At 40.4% G+C, this 19,921-nt stretch carries 20 protein-coding genes and 1 riboswitch; of the genes, 12 read left to right on the plus strand and 8 right to left on the minus strand.

Annotated features, from left to right (window positions below; all coding sequences use genetic code 11):
* Positions 1-22 precede the first annotated feature (22 nt).
* Entirely contained in the window at positions 23-961 is a 939-nt protein-coding gene (locus ABJF57_RS12150; RefSeq protein WP_462229398.1) for a hypothetical protein, read from the minus strand.
* A gap of 33 nt (positions 962-994) precedes the next feature.
* Positions 995-2,242: a CHASE2 domain-containing protein gene (locus ABJF57_RS12155; protein WP_462229400.1), complete on the minus strand. Its 1,248-nt coding sequence runs from the start codon at positions 2,240-2,242 to the stop codon at positions 995-997.
* 137 nt (positions 2,243-2,379) lie between these two features.
* Here ABJF57_RS12155 and meaB point away from each other — a divergent pair, with 137 nt between their 5' ends.
* The gene (gene meaB / locus ABJF57_RS12160; protein ID WP_462229402.1) at positions 2,380-3,369 is read left to right on the plus strand and encodes a methylmalonyl Co-A mutase-associated GTPase MeaB; all 990 of its coding nucleotides are present in this window, start codon (positions 2,380-2,382) and stop codon (positions 3,367-3,369) included.
* Here meaB and ABJF57_RS12165 read toward each other — a convergent pair.
* Both ABJF57_RS12165 and ABJF57_RS12170 read right to left on the minus strand, forming a co-directional pair.
* The gene (locus ABJF57_RS12165) at positions 3,362-4,417 is read right to left on the minus strand and encodes a YncE family protein (protein WP_462229404.1); all 1,056 of its coding nucleotides are present in this window, start codon (positions 4,415-4,417) and stop codon (positions 3,362-3,364) included. The two genes, meaB and ABJF57_RS12165, sit on opposite strands and share 8 nt — an antisense overlap.
* Positions 4,418-4,420: 3 nt before the next feature.
* Positions 4,421-6,205 carry a TonB-dependent receptor plug domain-containing protein gene (locus tag ABJF57_RS12170; RefSeq protein ID WP_462229406.1) on the minus strand — a complete coding sequence of 595 codons (1,785 nt, stop codon included), beginning with the start codon at positions 6,203-6,205 and terminating at the stop codon, positions 4,421-4,423.
* Between the two features lie 72 nt (positions 6,206-6,277).
* Positions 6,278-6,496: riboswitch (cobalamin riboswitch) on the minus strand.
* A gap of 35 nt (positions 6,497-6,531) precedes the next feature.
* On the opposite strand from ABJF57_RS12170, the gene ABJF57_RS12175 reads away from it, so the two are divergent.
* From ABJF57_RS12175 to ABJF57_RS12205, 7 genes are all read left to right on the plus strand, one after another.
* Positions 6,532-7,602: an ABC transporter substrate-binding protein gene (locus tag ABJF57_RS12175; protein WP_462229408.1), complete on the plus strand. Its 1,071-nt coding sequence runs from the start codon at positions 6,532-6,534 to the stop codon at positions 7,600-7,602.
* A complete protein-coding gene (locus ABJF57_RS12180; RefSeq protein ID WP_462229410.1) occupies positions 7,599-8,654 on the plus strand; it encodes an iron chelate uptake ABC transporter family permease subunit in 1,056 nt (351 codons plus the stop codon). The genes ABJF57_RS12175 and ABJF57_RS12180 overlap by 4 nt, the downstream gene beginning before the upstream one ends.
* Positions 8,655-9,392, plus strand: coding sequence for an ABC transporter ATP-binding protein (locus tag ABJF57_RS12185; RefSeq protein WP_462229412.1), 738 nt, complete (start codon positions 8,655-8,657; stop codon positions 9,390-9,392).
* 388 nt (positions 9,393-9,780) lie between these two features.
* Positions 9,781-11,112, plus strand: coding sequence for an NAD(P)/FAD-dependent oxidoreductase (locus ABJF57_RS12190; protein WP_462229414.1), 1,332 nt, complete (start codon positions 9,781-9,783; stop codon positions 11,110-11,112).
* Position 11,113: 1 nt separating this feature from the next.
* A complete protein-coding gene (locus ABJF57_RS12195; RefSeq protein ID WP_462229416.1) occupies positions 11,114-12,865 on the plus strand; it encodes a 4Fe-4S binding protein in 1,752 nt (583 codons plus the stop codon).
* Between the two features lie 5 nt (positions 12,866-12,870).
* Complete coding sequence (locus ABJF57_RS12200; RefSeq protein ID WP_462229418.1) at positions 12,871-13,701, plus strand: hypothetical protein; 831 nt, start codon at positions 12,871-12,873, stop codon at positions 13,699-13,701.
* A gap of 37 nt (positions 13,702-13,738) precedes the next feature.
* Positions 13,739-14,059, plus strand: a complete 321-nt coding sequence (locus tag ABJF57_RS12205) for a TfoX/Sxy family protein (RefSeq protein ID WP_462229420.1) — start codon at positions 13,739-13,741, stop codon at positions 14,057-14,059.
* Here ABJF57_RS12205 and ABJF57_RS12210 read toward each other — a convergent pair.
* The 3 genes from ABJF57_RS12210 to ABJF57_RS12220 are packed head-to-tail and all read right to left on the minus strand — an operon-like array spanning position 14,056 to position 15,456.
* Positions 14,056-14,535, minus strand: coding sequence for a DOMON domain-containing protein (locus ABJF57_RS12210; protein ID WP_462229422.1), 480 nt, complete (start codon positions 14,533-14,535; stop codon positions 14,056-14,058). The two genes, ABJF57_RS12205 and ABJF57_RS12210, sit on opposite strands and share 4 nt — an antisense overlap.
* A gap of 36 nt (positions 14,536-14,571) precedes the next feature.
* Entirely contained in the window at positions 14,572-15,009 is a 438-nt protein-coding gene (locus ABJF57_RS12215) for a MarR family winged helix-turn-helix transcriptional regulator (RefSeq protein WP_462229423.1), read from the minus strand.
* Positions 15,010-15,036: 27 nt separating this feature from the next.
* Complete coding sequence (locus ABJF57_RS12220) at positions 15,037-15,456, minus strand: nuclear transport factor 2 family protein (RefSeq protein WP_462229425.1); 420 nt, start codon at positions 15,454-15,456, stop codon at positions 15,037-15,039.
* Positions 15,457-15,580: 124 nt separating this feature from the next.
* On the opposite strand from ABJF57_RS12220, the gene ABJF57_RS12225 reads away from it, so the two are divergent.
* Together ABJF57_RS12225 and ABJF57_RS12230 are read left to right on the plus strand one after the other, a co-directional pair.
* Positions 15,581-16,378: a DUF6597 domain-containing transcriptional factor gene (locus ABJF57_RS12225; protein WP_462229427.1), complete on the plus strand. Its 798-nt coding sequence runs from the start codon at positions 15,581-15,583 to the stop codon at positions 16,376-16,378.
* Between the two features lie 57 nt (positions 16,379-16,435).
* Positions 16,436-16,879: a DUF6265 family protein gene (locus ABJF57_RS12230; RefSeq protein WP_462229429.1), complete on the plus strand. Its 444-nt coding sequence runs from the start codon at positions 16,436-16,438 to the stop codon at positions 16,877-16,879.
* Here the strand turns inward: ABJF57_RS12230 and ABJF57_RS12235 are convergent, their stop codons facing one another.
* On the minus strand, positions 16,880-17,662 hold the full coding sequence (locus ABJF57_RS12235; protein ID WP_462229431.1) for a J domain-containing protein: 783 nt from the start codon (positions 17,660-17,662) through the stop codon (positions 16,880-16,882).
* 99 nt (positions 17,663-17,761) lie between these two features.
* On the opposite strand from ABJF57_RS12235, the gene ABJF57_RS12240 reads away from it, so the two are divergent.
* Together ABJF57_RS12240 and ABJF57_RS12245 are read left to right on the plus strand one after the other, a co-directional pair.
* The gene (locus tag ABJF57_RS12240) at positions 17,762-18,454 is read left to right on the plus strand and encodes a glycosyltransferase family 2 protein (protein WP_462229433.1); all 693 of its coding nucleotides are present in this window, start codon (positions 17,762-17,764) and stop codon (positions 18,452-18,454) included.
* A gap of 1 nt (position 18,455) precedes the next feature.
* Positions 18,456-19,916 (plus strand): cellulose synthase family protein, encoded by a 1,461-nt coding sequence (locus ABJF57_RS12245; protein WP_462229435.1) that lies wholly within the window; start codon positions 18,456-18,458, stop codon positions 19,914-19,916.
* Positions 19,917-19,921: the final 5 nt, after the last annotated feature.

Raw genomic sequence — 19,921 nt, forward strand, 5'->3', positions numbered from 1 at the left:
AAAATTGGTTTCTATCTAAGACTTATTCAGTCTCCTTGTAAACTTTGATACCATTTCTTTCGATGATATCTTTCTTAATTATTTTAAAATCTTCCACATCTGGATTCATCTGGATTGCTTCATCTATAGCCGTTAAAGCATCCACAATTAATCCATTCTCCTCGTAGAAAGATGCATATATCACCTTGTTGAGCGGACTATCCTCATCAACCTCAGCTTTTAGGCTACTAAGCCCTTCAGCGTATTGATCTGGATTTTCTGGCCGCTTGATAGCAATGTCTCCTGAAGAAACATCCTGATTTTCTTTTGCTTTCACGTTGATAATCCAAAGGCCTTCCTCATTTTGCATTTGCCCAGCTGTGAAATCAAGCACTACTCTATTCCCAGTTACTTCTTCTTTCATGATTTCCTCATCAAAGATATTTTTCACTGTCACAATGAATGTATTCTCTTCCATTCCTTCCGGTGTATCCCAATTAAGGATGGCCTTGTCACCTAAAACGCTAGCATCCTCAGCAGGAATCAACACTTGAATCTGCTCATCACCTGCAAGTGCTCTGGAAACAGCTCCAGTTGCATTTAATCTAGCTCTATAATTAGGCTGTTCTTTCTCATTCATTTTATTCGCTAGAAATTTCGCATACCTACTAGATACGCTAGCCGACTTGGTATTTACCAGTTTAGCTAAATCTGCGACTTTTTTCGTTCCCGGTGTTCTTACTTCCAAAGTCTTTCCAGACTTGTGCATTAACCCGATGTACGCTCCTTGAGAGGCAATCAACTGATCACCGTCACTAAGGGTAGCTCCGGTTTTGAGCGCTACAGCTGCAGCAGCCCCTTCCTTTTTAACTTTATTTTGGCCCTTATTGGCCAACACTCTAAATGTGTACCCTTGTCCATTGGCAACACCAACAGCAAAAACAAACATTATAGTCATAGCGATAGAAACAAACTTTCTCATAATAATTCCAATAATAATTGACGTTCTAAAAATTTATAATCGTGATACTTTAAATAATTCTTTTCTTCCTTCTCTAGAGAGTGAATTCTTAACCACTCCATAAAATACTTCCAGTCCATCTCCTGAAAGAGCCACTGCAAACAGTAAAAATGTAAGATCCAATTTCAGGCTATAAAAATCCATGAAATAAACCATGAGATAAATTAACCCTACAAACTCAATTACCTGAATAACCTTTGTGATACCATCGTACCATTTTGGAAGTTTTTTATAAATCCATGAAAAAATCATGATATTTAGAAAAAGTCCTATAAAAGCAACCAAATACTTCTGCCAATCCTTCAGATAAAAAATGTAATCTTCATTCATGATCATTGATACAATGTTGGCGTGAATAACACCTCCATACATGTCTGGGAAAGCCCTTCCGATGTATACTTCGTTCAATGGTGTGAAAAACTTATCTTCAAAATTTTCTCTATCGCCCAGATATTCACCTAAAAAACAGAAAATAACAACTTTACCTTCAATAATGTCATCTGTGTAGTTACTACCAAAAACATCCCCCACATCCAGTGCATAGTATTTATTTCCAAATTTTGTTGCTCCATAGTCCAGTACATTTCCTCTGTAGTTGATTACCTCAACTTCGTTTCCTCTATCCACAAATTTCTTTGTCTTTTCCGGTACTACATAAGAAGCAAGCTTAACTGCCAAAGAATGATGCACTACCGAATCAGATGTGGTCAATGTAGGATTAAACTCTCTACACATCTTCAAATCTTCCTGTACTCCCGCATCTGTTAAAAGATTTGCGAAGGCTGGTTCCGAATTGAACGTAAACCAAGGCCAGGAATAATGAACTGAATCCAATTCATCAGTCTCCGGATTGTACAATACTTTGGACACCATGACTAAATTTTCGACTCTGCTTAAAGCATCCATCAACATCATATCGGCTAGAGTGTCTTCCTTTGGATAATCAAAGAATGAGTCCACGCCTATAACAGCCGGATTTCGCTTACTAATTGAGTCGATCATCATGGCAATGCCTGCTCTTGACTCCAATCCCATGTTTACAAGAACTACGTTCTCATCAGCTATAGGATCATCGAGCAATTGCGAAAAATAGATGTCCGTAAACTCCATATCCGCAAAGGCGTCTCCAATTGGATCAAACATGTCAAAGACCTTGAAGGCTGATACTGATCCTATAAAGACCATTAAGCCTATGATAAAAAATGTGCCCAGGATTACATCCCGCCAGAATCTTCTAAACATTGTCTATTCGTTGGTGAGTTAGTTAGTTAAGATTATATATGCAATTAAAGCATTTATCATTAACGATCACAATTGTTGTATTAGAAGAATTCAATTTTTTCTTAAAATTACTCAATAAAAACTTTAATACTCGTCTTATGGATTCAACTTTTCGGCGAACACCTGATATTCATCTACAAGACTTAATAAAGGGTCTATTGCAAGGAAACAGGGGTTTTCTTAGCAGGGCTATTACACTTGTAGAAAGTAAAAGAGCTGATGATAGGAGGCTTAGTGCTGAACTAATAGACAAAATCCTAACTGAATCGCAAAAAACACTTAGAATTGGAATTACTGGGGTTCCAGGTGTAGGGAAAAGTACATTCATTGAAGCTTTCGGAAAAATGCTAACGGCGCTGGGTAAGAAAGTTGCGGTTCTTTCAGTTGATCCCAGCAGCAATCGCACCAAGGGAAGCATTCTTGGTGATAAAACAAGAATGGATGAGCTATCCAAAGACGCTAATGCCTACATCAGACCATCAGCTTCTGGATCTAATCTTGGAGGAGTCGCTTCTAGTACGAGGGAGACCATCCTTTTATGTGAAGCAGCTGGTTTTGATGTAATAATTATTGAGACTGTAGGTGTCGGACAAAGTGAGACAGTTGTAAAAGACATGGTTGATTACTTCTTATTACTCATGCTTGCTGGTGGTGGTGACGAACTTCAGGGTATTAAGCGTGGCATCATGGAGATGGCTGATCACATTCTGATCAATAAAGCTGACGAGGACAATGTGAAAGCCGCAAGAAGAGCAAAGGAAGATTATAAAAATGCAGTTCATCTTTTCCCTGCTAACGAAGCTGATTGGGTCGTCCCAGTTAGTTTATGCTCCGCTCTGGAAAAGACCGGAATAGATCAAGTTTGGAAAGAAATTGAGCGTTATGAGCAACATTCCAGATCTAATGGATGGTTTATTGAAAATCGAAAGCGCCAGGTTCTCAAATGGTTTCATGAGCGTATACATGCTCGACTGGAAGACAGTTTTTATGCTAAAAAAGACATCAAGGAAAAAATTAAGGAAAGGGAGGAGCTAATCTCCTCCCAGAAAATTTCTGTTCGCAAAGCGGTGGAAGAACTATTTAGTTAAAAACAAACCCATTAGGCCCTCTTCCTACTGTAAAGGAAGATAGGAAAGTTCCGTTTGAGCTGTACCGAAAGACTTCTCCATCCTCAACGAAATTTTTTGAATCCGCCAAATAGATTTCACCCGTGTCAGGGTTTACTCCAATTCCATAGAGAGAGGTGAAATCCTCTCCCGCAATAAGTGGCTCTGTGGATGTCGAAGTGCTATTTACATTTCTTGTAAAGACATTATTTTCAACATAGAAATAAACTTCATCTTTCAGAAGGTTGAATGCGAGCTTACCAGAGACATTGGCATTAAATTCTATTGAACCTGTTACCTCATTGGTTCCAAGATCTACTTTAAAAATCGCTCCGTCGTTCGTTGGAGAAAAATTTGCATCAAATCCCCCTTTGCAAGCAACCCAGAGGTCTCCATTTATATCAATATCCATCTGAGCCGGGGATGGTGATGGCATTGATATAGTCCCAACTACTTCATTGTTTGTCAGATCCACCACAGATATGGTGCTTTCAAAACTATTTGACACGTATGCTCTATTACTGATGACCTCAACGTCTTCAGCACCAAAGCCAACTGTAATTGAAGCGTCTATTTTTCCCGTCGTTAAGTCAACAATCGATAATCTTCCGGCATCTGAAAAGCTTACCCACTCGGTCAGGTATCCTTTAGTACCCGCAACTGTCATATAGCGAGGCAATGCCGCTTCGATTGTATAGAGGCTTTCCATTGTATATCTGTGCATAACTTCCACTTTGTTGCTATTGTTTACAACAACAAAAAGCAACGTATCATATGCATATCCAGATTGAGCTACGTCACCTAGCGCAAGGTTATTTATCCCCTTAAAAACATTGAGTTGCGTCTCTGCTGTGGTATAGCCGTAATAGGAAATTGATGCATCTCCTTCCGTAAAATTACCTTCATTAATAATGAATGCTCCAAAGTCATATTCGCCCAACGGAATTGGAGAACCATCATCGTCATTACAGGAATAAAACAGTCCAACAATTAATGCAAAGACTAGTTTTTTGATTAAAGATTGATTCATTGTTTAAAGTTTAGTTGTTAATTCAATTAAAAATGCCCTTCCAGGCATTGCAGTATTTTTTAAGTTTTCATAATTCACGTCAGCAATATTTTGCACGTTGATCGCTGCTTTGATCAGTGCTGATCCCCATGAAATTGTTCGGGTCAATCGCATTTCCATCAAAAAGAAATCGTCGATTCTATTTGCACGAGAATTAGAAAGCGTAGTAAATCTTCTTCCGGTGTAGTTTGTAATGAACTCGATGCTTGATTGAAAATAGATAAGGGTCGCTGAGGCCATAGCTGAATGTTTGGGTACATATGGAAGCTGGTTTCCCTCGGCTAGACCCTTATCTGTAGATCGTATGTAGCTGTATTCTGAATTTATTGAAAGCTTGAGATCTCGAATCGAATGGTTAGAATTTAAGGTGATCTCAATTCCCTTCGTCCGTACTTCTCTTATATTTTGCGGAGACCAAATTCCGTCTGTTGGTGTCCATTGAATCCAGTTGCTTATCTCTGAAGTAAAGCCTGTAATCTCTAGCTTTTGGCTAGCACTTCCTACCTCCAAGCCAAGCTCATAATTCATGCTTCGCTCCGGCTGTAGGTTTGGATTCCCACCTGGTCTCCAGAATAAATCATTGAAAGTAGGAGCTCTATAATCCCTGCTCACCTGACCTTTGAAATTGAATTGAAAACTACCGATCCCTAGTGCCGCGGTTTCCAATCCGAGTGAAGGAATGAAGACGACATCCTTTCTATAAAATGCCTGGCGTAAATTGACAGTAACACTTCCAATAGCATTGAAAACTGTCCCTGAAGCAAACAAGTGGCCTTGCGTTTGCTTTTCTATTCCCTCAAAATTGTCTGACTTGGCCCATTCATGAATCCCTGTACCTCCAAGCCGGACAAACAGAAACGATTGGATAGGTCGTTCAATCGAATGAGTAGCAGCAATGCGATAAGACTTAGTTATGGAATTATCATTGAATACAGTTTGGTCAGAAATAAAACCCAGTGTTGAATGTTGAGTAAGATTGCCGTGCAATTCATTATTCAAAACCGCACGAATGTTCTGACTTTCCAAGGTACTTCTTGATGCGCTTGTTCTCGTCGGCTGAATATCTCTATCATTCTTAGCAAAGGCTATTTCTGAAAAGAATTGACCATTCTGATATTCAAAGCCCAACCTGTTTGAGAAACCCAAGCGATTGACCGAAGCGTGCTCTTGTCTTGTCCCATCTGCCAGTTGGAAGTCATTTTCTAAAAGACTTCCAAATAATGCAACCTCATGAGTGAATTGATTGTGCTGCATATGAAGTCGTAAGCCTGCATCTTTTTGTCCGAAAGATCCATATCCTATGTAAAGGTTTAGCAAGGAGTCCCTTTGAATGGCTGAATTATCCAATATCACCGTTCCTCCTATTGCTCCACTCCCAAAAAGCGAGCTTCCACCACCTTTCTGAATCAACAATTGATTGGTAAGAAATAGCGGCCATACCGAAAAATCAGTTTGACCCAGTGTCGGTGAATTAACTGGAATCCCATTCCAAATCACATTCGTATGTGAAGCTGAGGTTCCTCTTAAACTTATGGTAGAAAGTTGCTGCGAACCATAGTTTTTGAAGTATATCGTTGATTGATTCTCTATGGCCGTAAGAGAACCGCTATTACTCTTTTTGATTGACTTAAGGCTTGTCCCAGATGAAAATCGAGATAAATCAATACCGATAATATCCACCTGATCCAATACCCGAGTTGAATCCTGAGCAACACAAATGAAGGAAACACAACAAGCAAATACTTGCATGCACCTTGAAATAAACCAATACATCTTAGTTAATACCAAGTGTTTAACATCTCGACACTCTCCTCCCGGAATGCAGAATAAAATGACTAGGCAGGTCTCCTGGCTTATCTGATTTTGGCTTCCTTCCCGTCCTCAAAAAAGGACAGTGGATTTTGATATGGCCAAAACGTTCTTCAGACTTACAGTTGCGGGGACAGCTCTCGAATTGGAACCTATAAGGCTCCTCACGAAATTCCCGTTTTAATTCTCACCCACAGAAGTGGGATTGAAACCAAGTCGAGAACAAAACTAAACAACTTACCGAGTTGATGCGCTACTTTTGAATCATGAATAGACTTATTTTGGGAATAATCGTACTAGCAGGGGCTTGTTCGGCACCTCAAAAAGAAAAATCTTCTGTTTCATCCTATGAGGAAGTGCAATTTGCAAAGGGGTTTCATTTTGAAAATGATGGAGACAAAAGGTATTTGGTTGTCGACAAGCCTTGGCCCAACGCAACAACACCCATTCGATATTTATTGGATGGCACTCCCAAAAGGATCGTATGTACTTCTACTTCTCACCTTCCTTTTTTTGACATGCTTGACTCTGAGGAGTCAGTCGTTGGATTTCCTAACTTGAATTACATAAGCTCACAAGTTTTTATTGATAGAGCCAATGCTGGTCTGCTTACAGATCTTGGGCCTGATGGCAACATGAACATGGAGTTGCTGCTCGGGATCAATCCAGACGCGGTTATTGCTTTTGATATGGGGGGCGAATCCAAGACACTCGCCAAAATTCAGGAGGCAGGTATTCCAGTTTATTACAACTCTGACTTTTTAGAACAGTCTCCATTGGGTAGAGCAGAGTGGATCAAATTTTTTGGGGCTTTGCTAAACAAGGAAGCAAAGGCTGATTCAATTTTTAATGAAATAGCTGATGAATACAACCGATTAAAAGAACTTGCATTAGATGCGAAGGAAAGACCTACTATCCTCAGTGGGGTGGTTTACGGTGACACTTGGTTTCTCCCTGGTGGGGATAATTGGGCAGCAACATTTTTCAACAACGCTGGAGGAGAATATCTATGGGATTCTGATACCACTTCAGGTTGGCTCGAGCTCAGCTTTGAAGCCGTCTATGAGAAGGGGAATGATGCTGACTTTTGGATTGGAACCTCCACCCTCAACACCATGAATGAAATGAAGGGTCAAGATCAGCGATATGCCTCTTTCAGTGCTTTCACAAACAAAGAAGTATATAATTACAATAAGAAAATTGGACCCAATGGAGGATATGATTTCTTTGAATCTGGCTATTCAAGACCCGATTTGGTTCTGTCAGACTTGATCAAAATCTTGCACCCAGAATTGCTTCCAGCATATGAAACGGTATATTTTCAAAACATAAAATGATCGAAACTCAGCTTGATGAATCCAAAAAGAAATGGAGGATAGTCTTTCTTGTTCTATCCTTAATCCTAGTTGGGTGCTTCATTTTAAGTATTTCATTGGGATCTGTTCAAATTCCATTTGGGTTTATTGTCAATCATTTTTTGGGGTTGTCTGGTGATGAGGTGTGGTCTAACATCATTCAAAACTTTCGAATCCCAAAAACAATTACCACAATGCTAGCCGGTAGTGCGCTGGCTATTAGTGGCCTCCAAATGCAAACGCTCTTCCGCAATCCGCTCGCCGGCCCTTTTATTCTAGGAATTAGTTCAGGTGCCGGATTAGGAGTTGCACTGGTCATCTTTCTAGGTTTTTGGCTAGGGGGCTTCATAGAAATGACCGGACTTGGCAGAAACTGGTTGCTAGTGGGTGCGGCCGGACTTGGTTCTTTCATTGTTTTGTCCGTTGTATTGATTGCCTCATTTAGAATAAGGTCAGGTGTTTCATTGCTTATTATAGGCCTGATGTTTGGATCTGCTGTGAGTGCGCTAGTCAGTATTCTTCAATATTTCAGTCAGGCGGATAACATTCAAGCTTACGTCATCTGGACCTTCGGAAGTCTAGGAAGTCTCTCGTGGGGAGAGATCTATGTGATGATGCCCGTCATTCTTATCTCACTCGTTTTCTCTTTTCTATTGTCAAAACCTTTGAATGCGTTGCTGCTTGGGGAGAATTATGCAGAATCATTGGGTGTCAACCTTAAGAGAGCTCGAATGCTTATCATTATAAATACGAGCCTTCTTGCTGGAACAGTTACTGCATTTTGCGGTCCCATTGCCTTTATTGGATTGGCTGTTCCTCACATTGCACGGATGCTGTTCAATACAGGAAATCACCTTTTGCTTACCCCTCTGGTAATCCTTCTAGGAAGCATTTTGCTCGTGATCTTTGATGTTTTAGCACAGCTTCCTGGCATGCAGGAGACATTGCCAATAAACGCGGTAACCTCACTTTTTGGAGCTCCTTTTGTCATCTGGCTCATTTTGAGAAAGGCAAACCTTAACTATTCATTCTAAATGAAGCTACTTGACATAAGGGATTTAGAGATAGGATATGGCAGAGATAAGGTTCTTGCTAAGAATATAAACCTATGTGTTATGCCTGGTCAATTGGTAGGTTTGGTAGGTCAAAATGGTGTTGGTAAGTCCACATTTATCCGCACCATCTGCGGTTTGCAGCCAAGGCTAAAAGGGCAAATCATACTTTCTGGCAGAGAAATTAGTGCTGAAAGCCCTAAATCACTAGCCACGAAAATAAGTGTAGTACTCACTGGACGTCCAGAATCTTTGAACCTATCGGTTCTTGATCTGATTGCACTCGGAAGACACCCCTACTCTGGCTGGCTAGGTAACCTTAAAAAGGAGGATAAGGAAAAAATTGAGGAATCGATCACTCAAATGGAAATCAACTACTTAGTACAAAAAAGATTGTATGAGTTAAGTGACGGTCAGCTGCAAAAAGTGATGATCGCAAGAGCTTTGGCTCAGGATACTGACCTAATTATTCTAGATGAGCCCACTTCTCATTTAGACCTCAAAAACAAAATTGAGGTTTTAGAGCTTCTTAAAAAAATCACCAGTTCGGGAAGAGGAGTTTTGATTTCAACGCATGAGATTCAATTATCAGCTAAGGCGTGCGATTTATTTTGGTGCATGGATTTTGGGAAGGAAATGCTTGTGGGAGAACCACATTCAATCATACAAAATGGGTCATTGCAGGAATATCTTCACATTCCGAAAGAGATTCTTTTATAAAAAAAAGAAGGGACCCTGGAGGGTCCCTAAAATATATGGATGGGATAATCGTAACCTAACCTAACCGAATAGAAACGTGCCTTTGCACGCTAACCCATCCATTTCACCTAATCACCAATTAAATTGTACGTAATTAATTGAAATAAGATTGTGATGGTTTGAAGATTTTTTGTCAACCAATTGACAATAAGAGCTTAATGCACAAAATGCCTCAATCTCATTGCCAAAGCGTGTGGATAAACTCGCATCTAACAGCCTACCGCTATTCTTTTCCAATTGCTTTTCTTTTATCAAAGTATGTCAATGACTTGACAATCGATATTGGTTCTTTGTAACTTAAGAGCTACCGATCTCGCATCAACGTATTATTGACTTTTTAAACTACCAAATGCAAAGAATTGTCATAATTGGAAATGGTGTCGCTGGTATTACAGCAGCACGACATATTCGAAAACTCTCTGATGATCAAATCACAGTTATCTCAGGAGAGACGGATCATTTTTTTTCACGCACTGCTCTGATGTATATCTACATGGGGCATATGAAATACGAAAACACGAAACCATACGAAGATTGGTTTTGGACGAAAAACAGAATAGACCTCAAACGAGGCTGGGTCAAATCAGTTGATTTCACCAAAAAAGAAATTGAGCTGGAAGGAGCTGAATCCATGGCATATGATAAACTCATACTTGCGACAGGAAGTCAATCCAACAAATTTGGCTGGCCCGGGCAAGATTTGAATGGCGTGCAGGGTCTTTACGCTTATCAGGATTTGGAGCTGATGGAAGAGAATACGAAGGATGTGAAACAAGCCGTAATTCTTGGTGGAGGTCTGATTGGGGTAGAAATGGCGGAGATGTTACATTCCAGACATATTCCGGTTACTTATCTCATTCGAGAAGAGCATTTCTGGGGCAATATGCTCCCAGAAGAGGAAGCCACTCTTATTGATGGACACTTAGCCAAAAATGGCATTGACCTAAGACAGGAAACAGAGTTAGAAGAAATTTTGGATGACGGAAATGGTCGGGTGAAGGGAATAAAAACCAAGTCAGGGGAAGTTATTGACTGTCAGTTTGTAGGTCTCACCGTAGGTGTTCACCCAAACATTGATCTTGTGAAAGATTCGAAGGTAGATACAGACAGAGGAATACTTGTAGATGAAAACCTCCAGACGAGTGTTCCTGATGTGTATGCCATTGGTGACTGTGTGCAACTTCGAAATCCACCCTCGCATAGACGACCTATCGAAGCTGTTTGGTATGTAGGGAGAATGATGGGAGAAACAGTTGCTCATACGGTAACTGGCAATGAGACTAAATATCAACCCGGCGTATGGTTTAACTCAGCCAAGTTTTTCGACATTGAATATCAAAATTACGGAACCGTACTACCAGTTAACCCCGAAGGTCATAGCTCCTTTTACTGGGAATGTGCAGATAAAGAAAAATGTATTAAGATCATTTACAATGAGGAAACGCTTGAAGTAAGAGGTGTTAATCTTTTCGGAATTAGAAACAGGCATGAGATCTGGAACAAGTGGCTTGTAGAGAAAAGACCGCTGGACTATGTCATCGCAAATCTACCGGAAGCAAACTTTGACCCTGAGTTTTTTACTCACTGGGAAAGTGAAATTCAAATGCTATTCAATGGTGAATTTCCAGACAACCAAGTTAGCGTCAGAAAAAAAGGGTTCTTAGAAAAACTATTCGCATAACATGAAAACAATCAGATTTACAGGACTTATTCTATTCCTATTCTCCCTGGGACTATTTCTGGGTAGTTTTTTTATGTCGAGCTTTATTCTCACTGAAGAGACATTTTCTTTGGTAGTAAAGCCGGAACATAAAGAAGTACTCAAGCCTGCTATCACTGAGATGTACGGCAAGGATTACGCTTTAAGTATTCCTTTTGTCAACGACATAAATGCCGTGGTAAAAGAAGTTAATGCACAGGCAAGAGCCGAGCAAAAGTGGGATCAGGTGATCTATGATGACTATGCAGGCTCCTTAGCAAGAACCTCTGCATCTGGGTTTGTTCCTGAGAACAAATTGCTGGTCTTCTTCCTTGTCTACATCGTTGGCGCTTTGGGTGCTTTGATGTTTATATTACCTCAGGCAAAGCTTCAAGGCCCTGCCGGAATAAAAAACAACCATATTTTCCATCATGCACTAAACAATCGTGGATGGATGGGGATGCTTACTGGAGCTCTTCTCGTAGGTTTTTACATTCTGCTTTACTTCTTTCCTGCATATATCACCAACTGGATCATTGCAGTAGACCCATTACAAAAATTAATCAACCCATCAGCCTCCTCCAGTCAGTGGTTTCTGTATGGATTCCTATACACTTTTGCTGTTTTAGTGATGGGTGTGCGGATGATTATCAAGTATAGACATAGCAAGTACCAGATTTTCAGAACTTGCTCTGTTATGTTCTTTCAGCTGGCCTTCGCTTTCCTAATTCCCGAAATATTGGTACGACTTAACCAGCCATACTTTGATTTTAAAAATATGTGGCCACTGGATTATGACTTCTTTGATGCATGGCATATCAATACGTTAACACAATCAGGTGGTCTTGGAATTTTCATGTTCGTTTGGGGTATTTCATTGTTCGCAGTAGGCGTCCCCGTATTTGTTTATCTTTTTGGGAAAAGGTGGTACTGTTCATGGGTATGTGGATGTGGCGGACTGGCCGAAACCGCAGGTGATCCATTCAGGCAATTGTCTGACAAATCCACGGAAGCCTGGCAAATAGAACGGTTCATTATTCATGGCGTCCTTGTATTTGGCATCATCATGACAGGCATGGTGATTTACAACTTTTTTGGGGGAGATTTCTACGTCTCATTTAGCAAATGGACCGTCATGGGTATTGTTATACTTTTGGGTGCAGGGCTTTATCTCTATCACCGAAAGAAATTCCCGGCCATGACCGGAAAAAAAGTAAGAAACACAGCAATCAGCATCACTGGCTTCTTCGCTTTAGCGGTGATATTCAGTGAAGTTTCTGTATTTGCTAAGTATATGCCTGTAGATGGCAATAACTTCAGTTTCTCCAGCGGAAACATCCGTACAGTATATGGATTTATGATTGGCTCTATATTCTCAGGAGTAGTGGGTACAGGATTTTATCCTTTGATGGGAAATCGCGTTTGGTGTCGATTTGGTTGCCCTCTTGCAGCATATCTTGGGTTGGTTCAGCGGTTTAAATCGAAGTTTCGAATTACCACCAATGGTGGTCAATGTATCTCATGCGGCAATTGCTCTACTTACTGTGAAATGGGGATTGATGTAAGAGCGTATGCGCAGAAAGGCCAAAACATTGTTCGCTCTTCTTGTGTTGGATGTGGAGTTTGTTCGTCGGTTTGTCCGCGAGGCGTCCTTAACCTTGAAAACAGAGAAGAAGATGGACGTTTTAACCAACCTATTTTGCTCGGAAACGATAGTATTTCAGTATCTAAATAAAAACTATGAAACGACTTTTTCTATCACTTACGATCACACTTTTTATATCCTCGCTTGCGCTAGCAGGAGGAGGCTGGACCAAACAAAAAGGGACAGGCTACTATAAAGTTTCGCACTGGTGGGTCAATGCTGCCAAGCAATACACCTTCAATGGCAACACCGCTGCTTCCGTAAAAGAAGGGATTTTTAATACTTCGATATTTGCAGAATATGGAGTGACTGACCGATTTACTGCTATTGTAAATCTTCCCTACAGCAAGTCAGCAAATGCAAATGAATCCGTGACGGGAATTGGCGATACTGATGTAGCGCTTAAATATCGTATCAGCAAGGCAGGAAGCAAATTCGTGCTTGCCGGTACTCTCCTGTTAGGACTACCGCTTGGAGAAGAAGCTGGTGGTAGTGATGGAAGCCTTCAAACAGGAGATGGCGAATTCAATCAAATGATGCGACTCGATCTGAGCAAGTCCTTTCAGTTAGGATCAGTAAATGCCTACGCCAATGTGTACACTGCCTATAACAATCGCAGTGAAAACTTCTCCGATGAGATGAGGATTGGCGCAGAAGTTGGTGGAGGATTCCTTAATAACAAGATTTGGGCAATTCTCCGACTTGATGTTGTAGAATCACTTGGCAATGGGGCAGAATCAACTGCACTAAGTGATGGAGCTACAATCTTTGCCAATAACACAGAATATGTCGCATATACTACCGAAATCGCCGGATACATCACAGATAAAATAGGAGTATCTGCATCAACAGCTACCGTTCTAAGCGCTTCCAACATTTTCGCTGCTCCATCGTATTCTCTTGGTGTATTTCTCGATATGAAATAGTCTAATTCTGTTTGCTTTGATCGTCTTAAGGAAAACTATGGGGCTGAAAGGAGATAAACACACCAATGATGCACAGCTTACGGCTGAGCTGTTTCTTGAAAAACTCGTTGTAATAAAGGGGGTAACATCTAAGAAAATGTTTGGCGGTCATGGCTTTTTCCACGAGGGTCAAATGTTTGGAATGGTGGACTCAAAAGGCGGTATAGCTCTCAAGGTAGACAATGATCTCGAACAGGAGTATATAAAAATGGGGAGCTCAAAGCATGGTAAAATGCCCCATTATGCAATCCCGGATAGTATTTTTCGATCAGACGAATTGATAGACTGGGTGAAAAAATCAATCGCTGTAAATAGCTAAAGCGTAATCTGTCGAAGTATCCGCTTTCTGGAATGATGGTCAAAATCATCCGACTCGCTATAAGCTAGCCAAACGTTGATCTTATTCCCCTCAGCCAGTTCGTAATGAAGGTTGTCCACTTTTTTTGTGTAAATACTAAAGTTTAAAGTGGTTGACCCTTTGTTCTCCCCGCCACTAATATCAAAGATTCGAGGAGCTACTGCTAGTGCTTCGACTGGGGGATGCTCACCCAAATCTGTCACAAACTGATCCTGTACGAATACCTCGCCATCTGAAACATATCCCTGAATCAGGTTAGTATTAACAATGCTGGATTCAGTAGTAAAGCCCACGGCAACCCATCCTGTGGATGGGGCCGAGATGCTGACTTGGATATGATGTTTATAGTGAGTCCATTCCAATACAAAACCTTCAGTCTCCAATTTTTTTGTTGAAGAAATCATAAATAGCAATGAAAATAAAATTAAATGTTTCATTATCAATTATTGATATATCATTTAATGGATAAAAAATTATGAACTGAAATTATCTCTTATCCTATCCAATACTTTGCGGAAAGTTCTCATCTCTTCCCCCGACACCCCTTCTATTCCTTTTTCACGGTATTTGACTGCCTCCGGAAGCACCTTTTTCACAAGTTTCTCGCCTTCTTGAGTTAAGTTGATAGTGAATGATCTTCGATCAGCCATTACACGTGCAATAAGCTTTTCCTTTTCCAACAGGTCAAGAATTCTTGTCACTGATGCCGGATCTTTTGAAATAGATTTAGCTAGTTCCCTTTGCGTCAATGCCTGCTCTTCGCTCAACCTTTTTAGGATGATCCATTGATCTGAAGTGATGTTGATTCCAAGATCTCTAAACAATTGGTTGGAGGCTTTTTTCCATGCTTTCATGGTCCTATCCATCCAAAAGAAATAGACTTCATTTATTGGCTTATCAATTTCACTCATTGCGTCAATTTTTCTACAAGTTAAGTATCAACCCTTAAAAGTTGCATTCACCAGCTCTTCTATTATTTTCCATTCTCCGTCAATTTTGATCAAAGAAAAAATAGACCTCATCTGCGACTTCTTCCCATCTAGTATGGCTTTTACTGTCGCATTTACACCATCAAAGTTTTCAACTGCTTCAATGGTTATTTTCCGTGCATCTCCTCCCCATTCTTTTGCTTCTATTTTAGAGATGTAACCCATTTTATCTAAGATAAATGGTGCTTTTGTCCCATCGTGCCATATCAATCTATGCTGATCATGAAGCAAAGATTTCAATGCAGACACATCCTGTTGATCTCCGGCTCTTGCATAGCTGGTAACCGCTTTCTTAATTTCATTTTGTGTCTGTGCTGCAGCTACCGCAAACAGACTCATTCCTAAAAGGAAAAAAATTGATTTAATCATTTTATTAACTTATTAATTATTGACATATCAACAATACGAATAAAAATGATGAAAAGTTTAATAAGCTGCGAATTTTTTAATCAGTTGGTCTCCCGCACCTATTCAAAAATTCCTAGTTTGCATCATGCATTACGAAAGCTTTGGCCCATCCGATTTACTAAAGGACTTGGTGAAAGAATACTGGGTGTTTGAGAGTGAAGATTCCACAATTACGCAGCAGAAAATTATTCCAGACGGATACAGTGAAATCATCATCCACTACAGGAGTCCCTACCGAATCAATCTTGCCGGAAGATGGGAAGAACAATCCTTGTTGCTATTTTCAAGTCAAATCAGAAGGTTCTTCTTTCTTGAGAATACGGGGAAATCTGGAATGATTGGCATTAAACTTCACCCAGCAGCCTTCTTTGAATTATTCCAAAAAGATGTATCAAGTTTAACAGACCGTGTAATTGCACTTGATGAGATCATCGCATCCGAACTTGTGCAACTAGAAGCAATTAAGGCTGGCGATTCAATCGAATCTCGCGTTGGAATGGCTGAAAAATGGCTGGAGAGTCAGCTTCAAAATCTTCACCCTCAAGGTGTTGTGAGGCACTGCATTGCTGATATTTTTGCCACACATGGCATGATTGACATTGATCAAATGGCCAGTAATGTGTGCTTAAGCACGCGCCAGTTGGAGCGACTTTTTAAAAAAGTGGTTGGACTTACACCTAAGTTTTACTGTCGGATAATTCGCTTCAATTACATTTTCGAGGTGATGAAAGATCACAATGACTCCTGGATCAGAACCGCACTCCAGTCTGGCTATTTTGACCAGTCTCATTTTATAAAAAATTTCAAAGAGTTTACTGGAGAGGAGCCTTCCAACTATGGATTTGATGAAGTCAATTTGGCCAATTTCTTTTTAAAAAAATAAGTGTCGGTTTTTTACAATACCTAAAGTATTTACGACGCTATCATTGTCTAAAAAACGATGAAAAAAGCAATACTATTAGCCACAGGACTATTTCTATCTCAATTCGCGCTCTCACAGTCTATGAAAGATTTCAAGTGGATTCAAGGTAAATGGGAGCGACAAAACGTAAAGCCAGGCACATCCGCATTTGAAGTCTGGGAAAAAACAAAAGAAGGCTTCTCAGGATCAGGAGTATCCATGAAGGGCGCAGACACCACATTTGTAGAGTCCTTAAGTATTGTGAAAAAAGATGCTGATTTCTACTATGTTGCCAATGTGAGTAGCAACGCGTCTCCTACTTATTTTAAAATCACTTCTACCTCTAAAACTGGTTTTGTGAGTGAAAATCCTGAGCATGATTTTCCAAAGAAAATAACATACGAGCTTGAAGGTGATCAGTTAACCGCTGTTATTTCAGCTGGAGATAAAAAGATGGGGTTTGTTTTTGTCCGGCAAGAATGATCAAATCTCAGTTATAATAAAAAGGATGATAAAAAGAATAAAGAAACAAGGAACCAAACCGCATGAAAGGCGAAAATCCGTATACTCTTTATTCTTGACCACAATAGCTGAAAAGAAAAGAATAATGATTGAAAACACATTTCGATATGTATAAATCGATCCATTAACAATAAAATCTTCATCACTATCGATGACTTGGATTTTCGCAGGAATATTAAAAAACAATGAGTATTTAACTAAAATTTGATTTCTCCCTCGATCAGAATACTCATGAAAAAATCTTTCTGAAGTTAAAATTCGAGCATTTTTTTCTGTCAAAATTTTTGTCTGAAATCTGCTATTAGAAATCTCGCTTACAATCTCCACTTGCTGATTGGGCTGAAAATAATAGTCGATGGTCATCAAGATCGCCATGGCAAAGAATAGCATGTTGGCCAGCCGCTCATATCGATAAAAGCGAGTTTTTAATTTGACCAGGAAAATGATGTGCTCTCTTTCTTTTCGAGCTTTTCTTGTCAAATATTCTTCTCTATACCTCTGCGCTCTTGGATTCTCCTGAATATCCGTCTTGACTGGCACTCCTTTCAGGTACTGATCGTATAAGCTTCTAGTAGTATGATTTGAAAGCACCTCATAGGCTTCATTGATTAGAATCATCCGACCTGCAGCTGCCGGGCTGGGGTTAATGTCCGGATGAAATCGCTTAACGAGCTTTCTGTATGCCCCCTTAATTTCAGATTGAGAGGAAGTGGCCCGTACTTCCAATACTTCATAGTGATTCATGGTGGATAAAGCTAAGAAGAGAAGTTTTAGTGTGTGTCATTGCTGAGTCATTTTTAATGGCTGGATAAACCTACCTTTGCGCCTCATTGAAGAATCCCCTTGAGAAAACCTGATATTCGCGTAATCATTCCTGCATTCAACGAACAAAATGCAGTTGGCCTTGTCATTGATGAAATACCAAAAGAATGGGTATCAGATATCATCGTAGTAGATAATGGATCTACGGATGACACATTCACTCAAGCGCAATCACGAGGTGCAACAACACTCAAAGAGCCTATCAGAGGTTACGGAAACGCTTGCCTAAGAGGCTTAAGTCATATTGCTGAGTCTAAAACCCAGCCAGACATTGTTGTTTTCCTAGATGGAGACCATTCGGATTATCCAGAGCAATTGGTTGAGTTGGTAAAACCAATCATCGATGATGAGGTGGATTTGGTTATCGGATCGCGCTCGCTTGGAAACACGGAAAGAGGAAGCATGACACCTCAACAGATATTTGGCAACTGGCTTGCGACAGCACTCATAAGGCTGTTTTACCACAAGAAGTACACAGACTTAGGTCCATTTAGAGCCATTCGGTATGAAAGCCTCAAGACAATTGCCATGAAAGATCGCACCTATGGATGGACAGTAGAGATGCAATTAAAGGCAGCTAAGCTAAATTTGCGGACAAAAGATATTCCGGTGAATTACCGACAGAGAATTGGTGTTTCTAAAGTAAGTGGAACTGTAAAGGGTACGCTGGGAGCAGGTTATAAAATCATTTATACAATCTTTAAATATCTATAAGGTGGAGTGGTTAGTCATTGTACTATATGGGGTCACACTGTTGATCATTTGCCTTTTTAGTTTAGGTCAATTCAACCTAACCTGGCACTATCTGAAAGCAAAGAAGCAGATTGAGGAAGCTACAGAAGAGCTATCGGAATATCCAATCGTTACCATTCAGCTCCCGGTCTATAATGAAAGGTATGTGGTCGAACGCTTGATCGATGCTGTTGCCAAGATTCAATATCCCAAGAATAAGCTGGAAATTCAGGTTTTGGATGATTCTGATGATGAAACTGTGGAGATCATTGAAAAAAAAGTACATGCTTATACTGCTAACGGCTGGGACATTTCACACCTCCGACGACCAGATCGCATCGGATATAAAGCAGGCGCCCTGGCATACGGAATGGAGCGAGCCAAAGGGGAGTTCATCGCTATTTTCGATGCGGATTTTGTGCCGAATCCTGAATTTCTTCTCCGCACCCTTCCTAAACTAAAAAACGAAAAAGTGGGAATGGTACAAACCAAATGGAGTCACCTCAATACCGATTATGGTTCGCTCACCAAAATCCAGGCCTTTTGGCTGGATGCTCATTTTACCGTAGAACAAAAGGGAAGAGAACACGCGGGTAGTTTTATCAATTTTAATGGGACAGCTGGTGTTTGGCGTAAAGCATGCATCAAAGATGCTGGCGGATGGCAATATGATACCATTACTGAAGATTTAGACCTTAGTTATAGAGCACAGCTAAAAGGTTGGAAGTTTGTATATCGTGAAGAAATTGAATCTCCAGCAGAACTTCCTGTTTTGATACCTGCAGTAAAATCACAGCAATATCGCTGGAACAAAGGCGCCGCTGAAACTGCCAGGAAAACCTTAGGAAAAGTGCTCACCTCAAATATTGGTTGGAAGCACAAAATCAGGGCCGTGTTCCATCTGCTCAACAGCTCCGTTTTTCTTCTGTTGCTAATAGCTGCGGTACTAAGCATCCCAATGCTCTACATCAAGGAATACAACCCTGACCTGGCGCTGGTATTCGATCTGGGTAGTATTTTCATTGTTGGGTTTCTCGCGATGGGTTTCTTCTATTGGGTAGCAGCAAAAGCCACTCACCCCGAATACACATTCAGGTACTTCATTAAAAATTTTCCTCTGTTTTTGGCCTTTTCCATGGGGATGGCTCTACATAATTCCATTGCGGTTGTGGAAGGGTATTTGGGAATTAAGACTCCATTCGTAAGAACTCCCAAGTTTAACGTGCGATCCAAAGGAGACTCATGGAAGGGCAATCAATACCTCAGCAAAGTACTGACACCCGTAACTTTCATGGAAGGATTGCTTTCTATTTACTTTATCTATGGAATCTTCTCTGGATTCAAGCTAGAGGATTATGGATTGCTGCTTTTTCATGGAATGCTAGCTATTGGATTCGCATACGTTTTTATCTTGTCGGTGAAACCGATGAAATATCCAAGCTGAAATCG

Source organism: Ekhidna sp. (assembly GCF_039940915.1).
Classification (GTDB): domain Bacteria; phylum Bacteroidota; class Bacteroidia; order Cytophagales; family Cyclobacteriaceae; genus Ekhidna.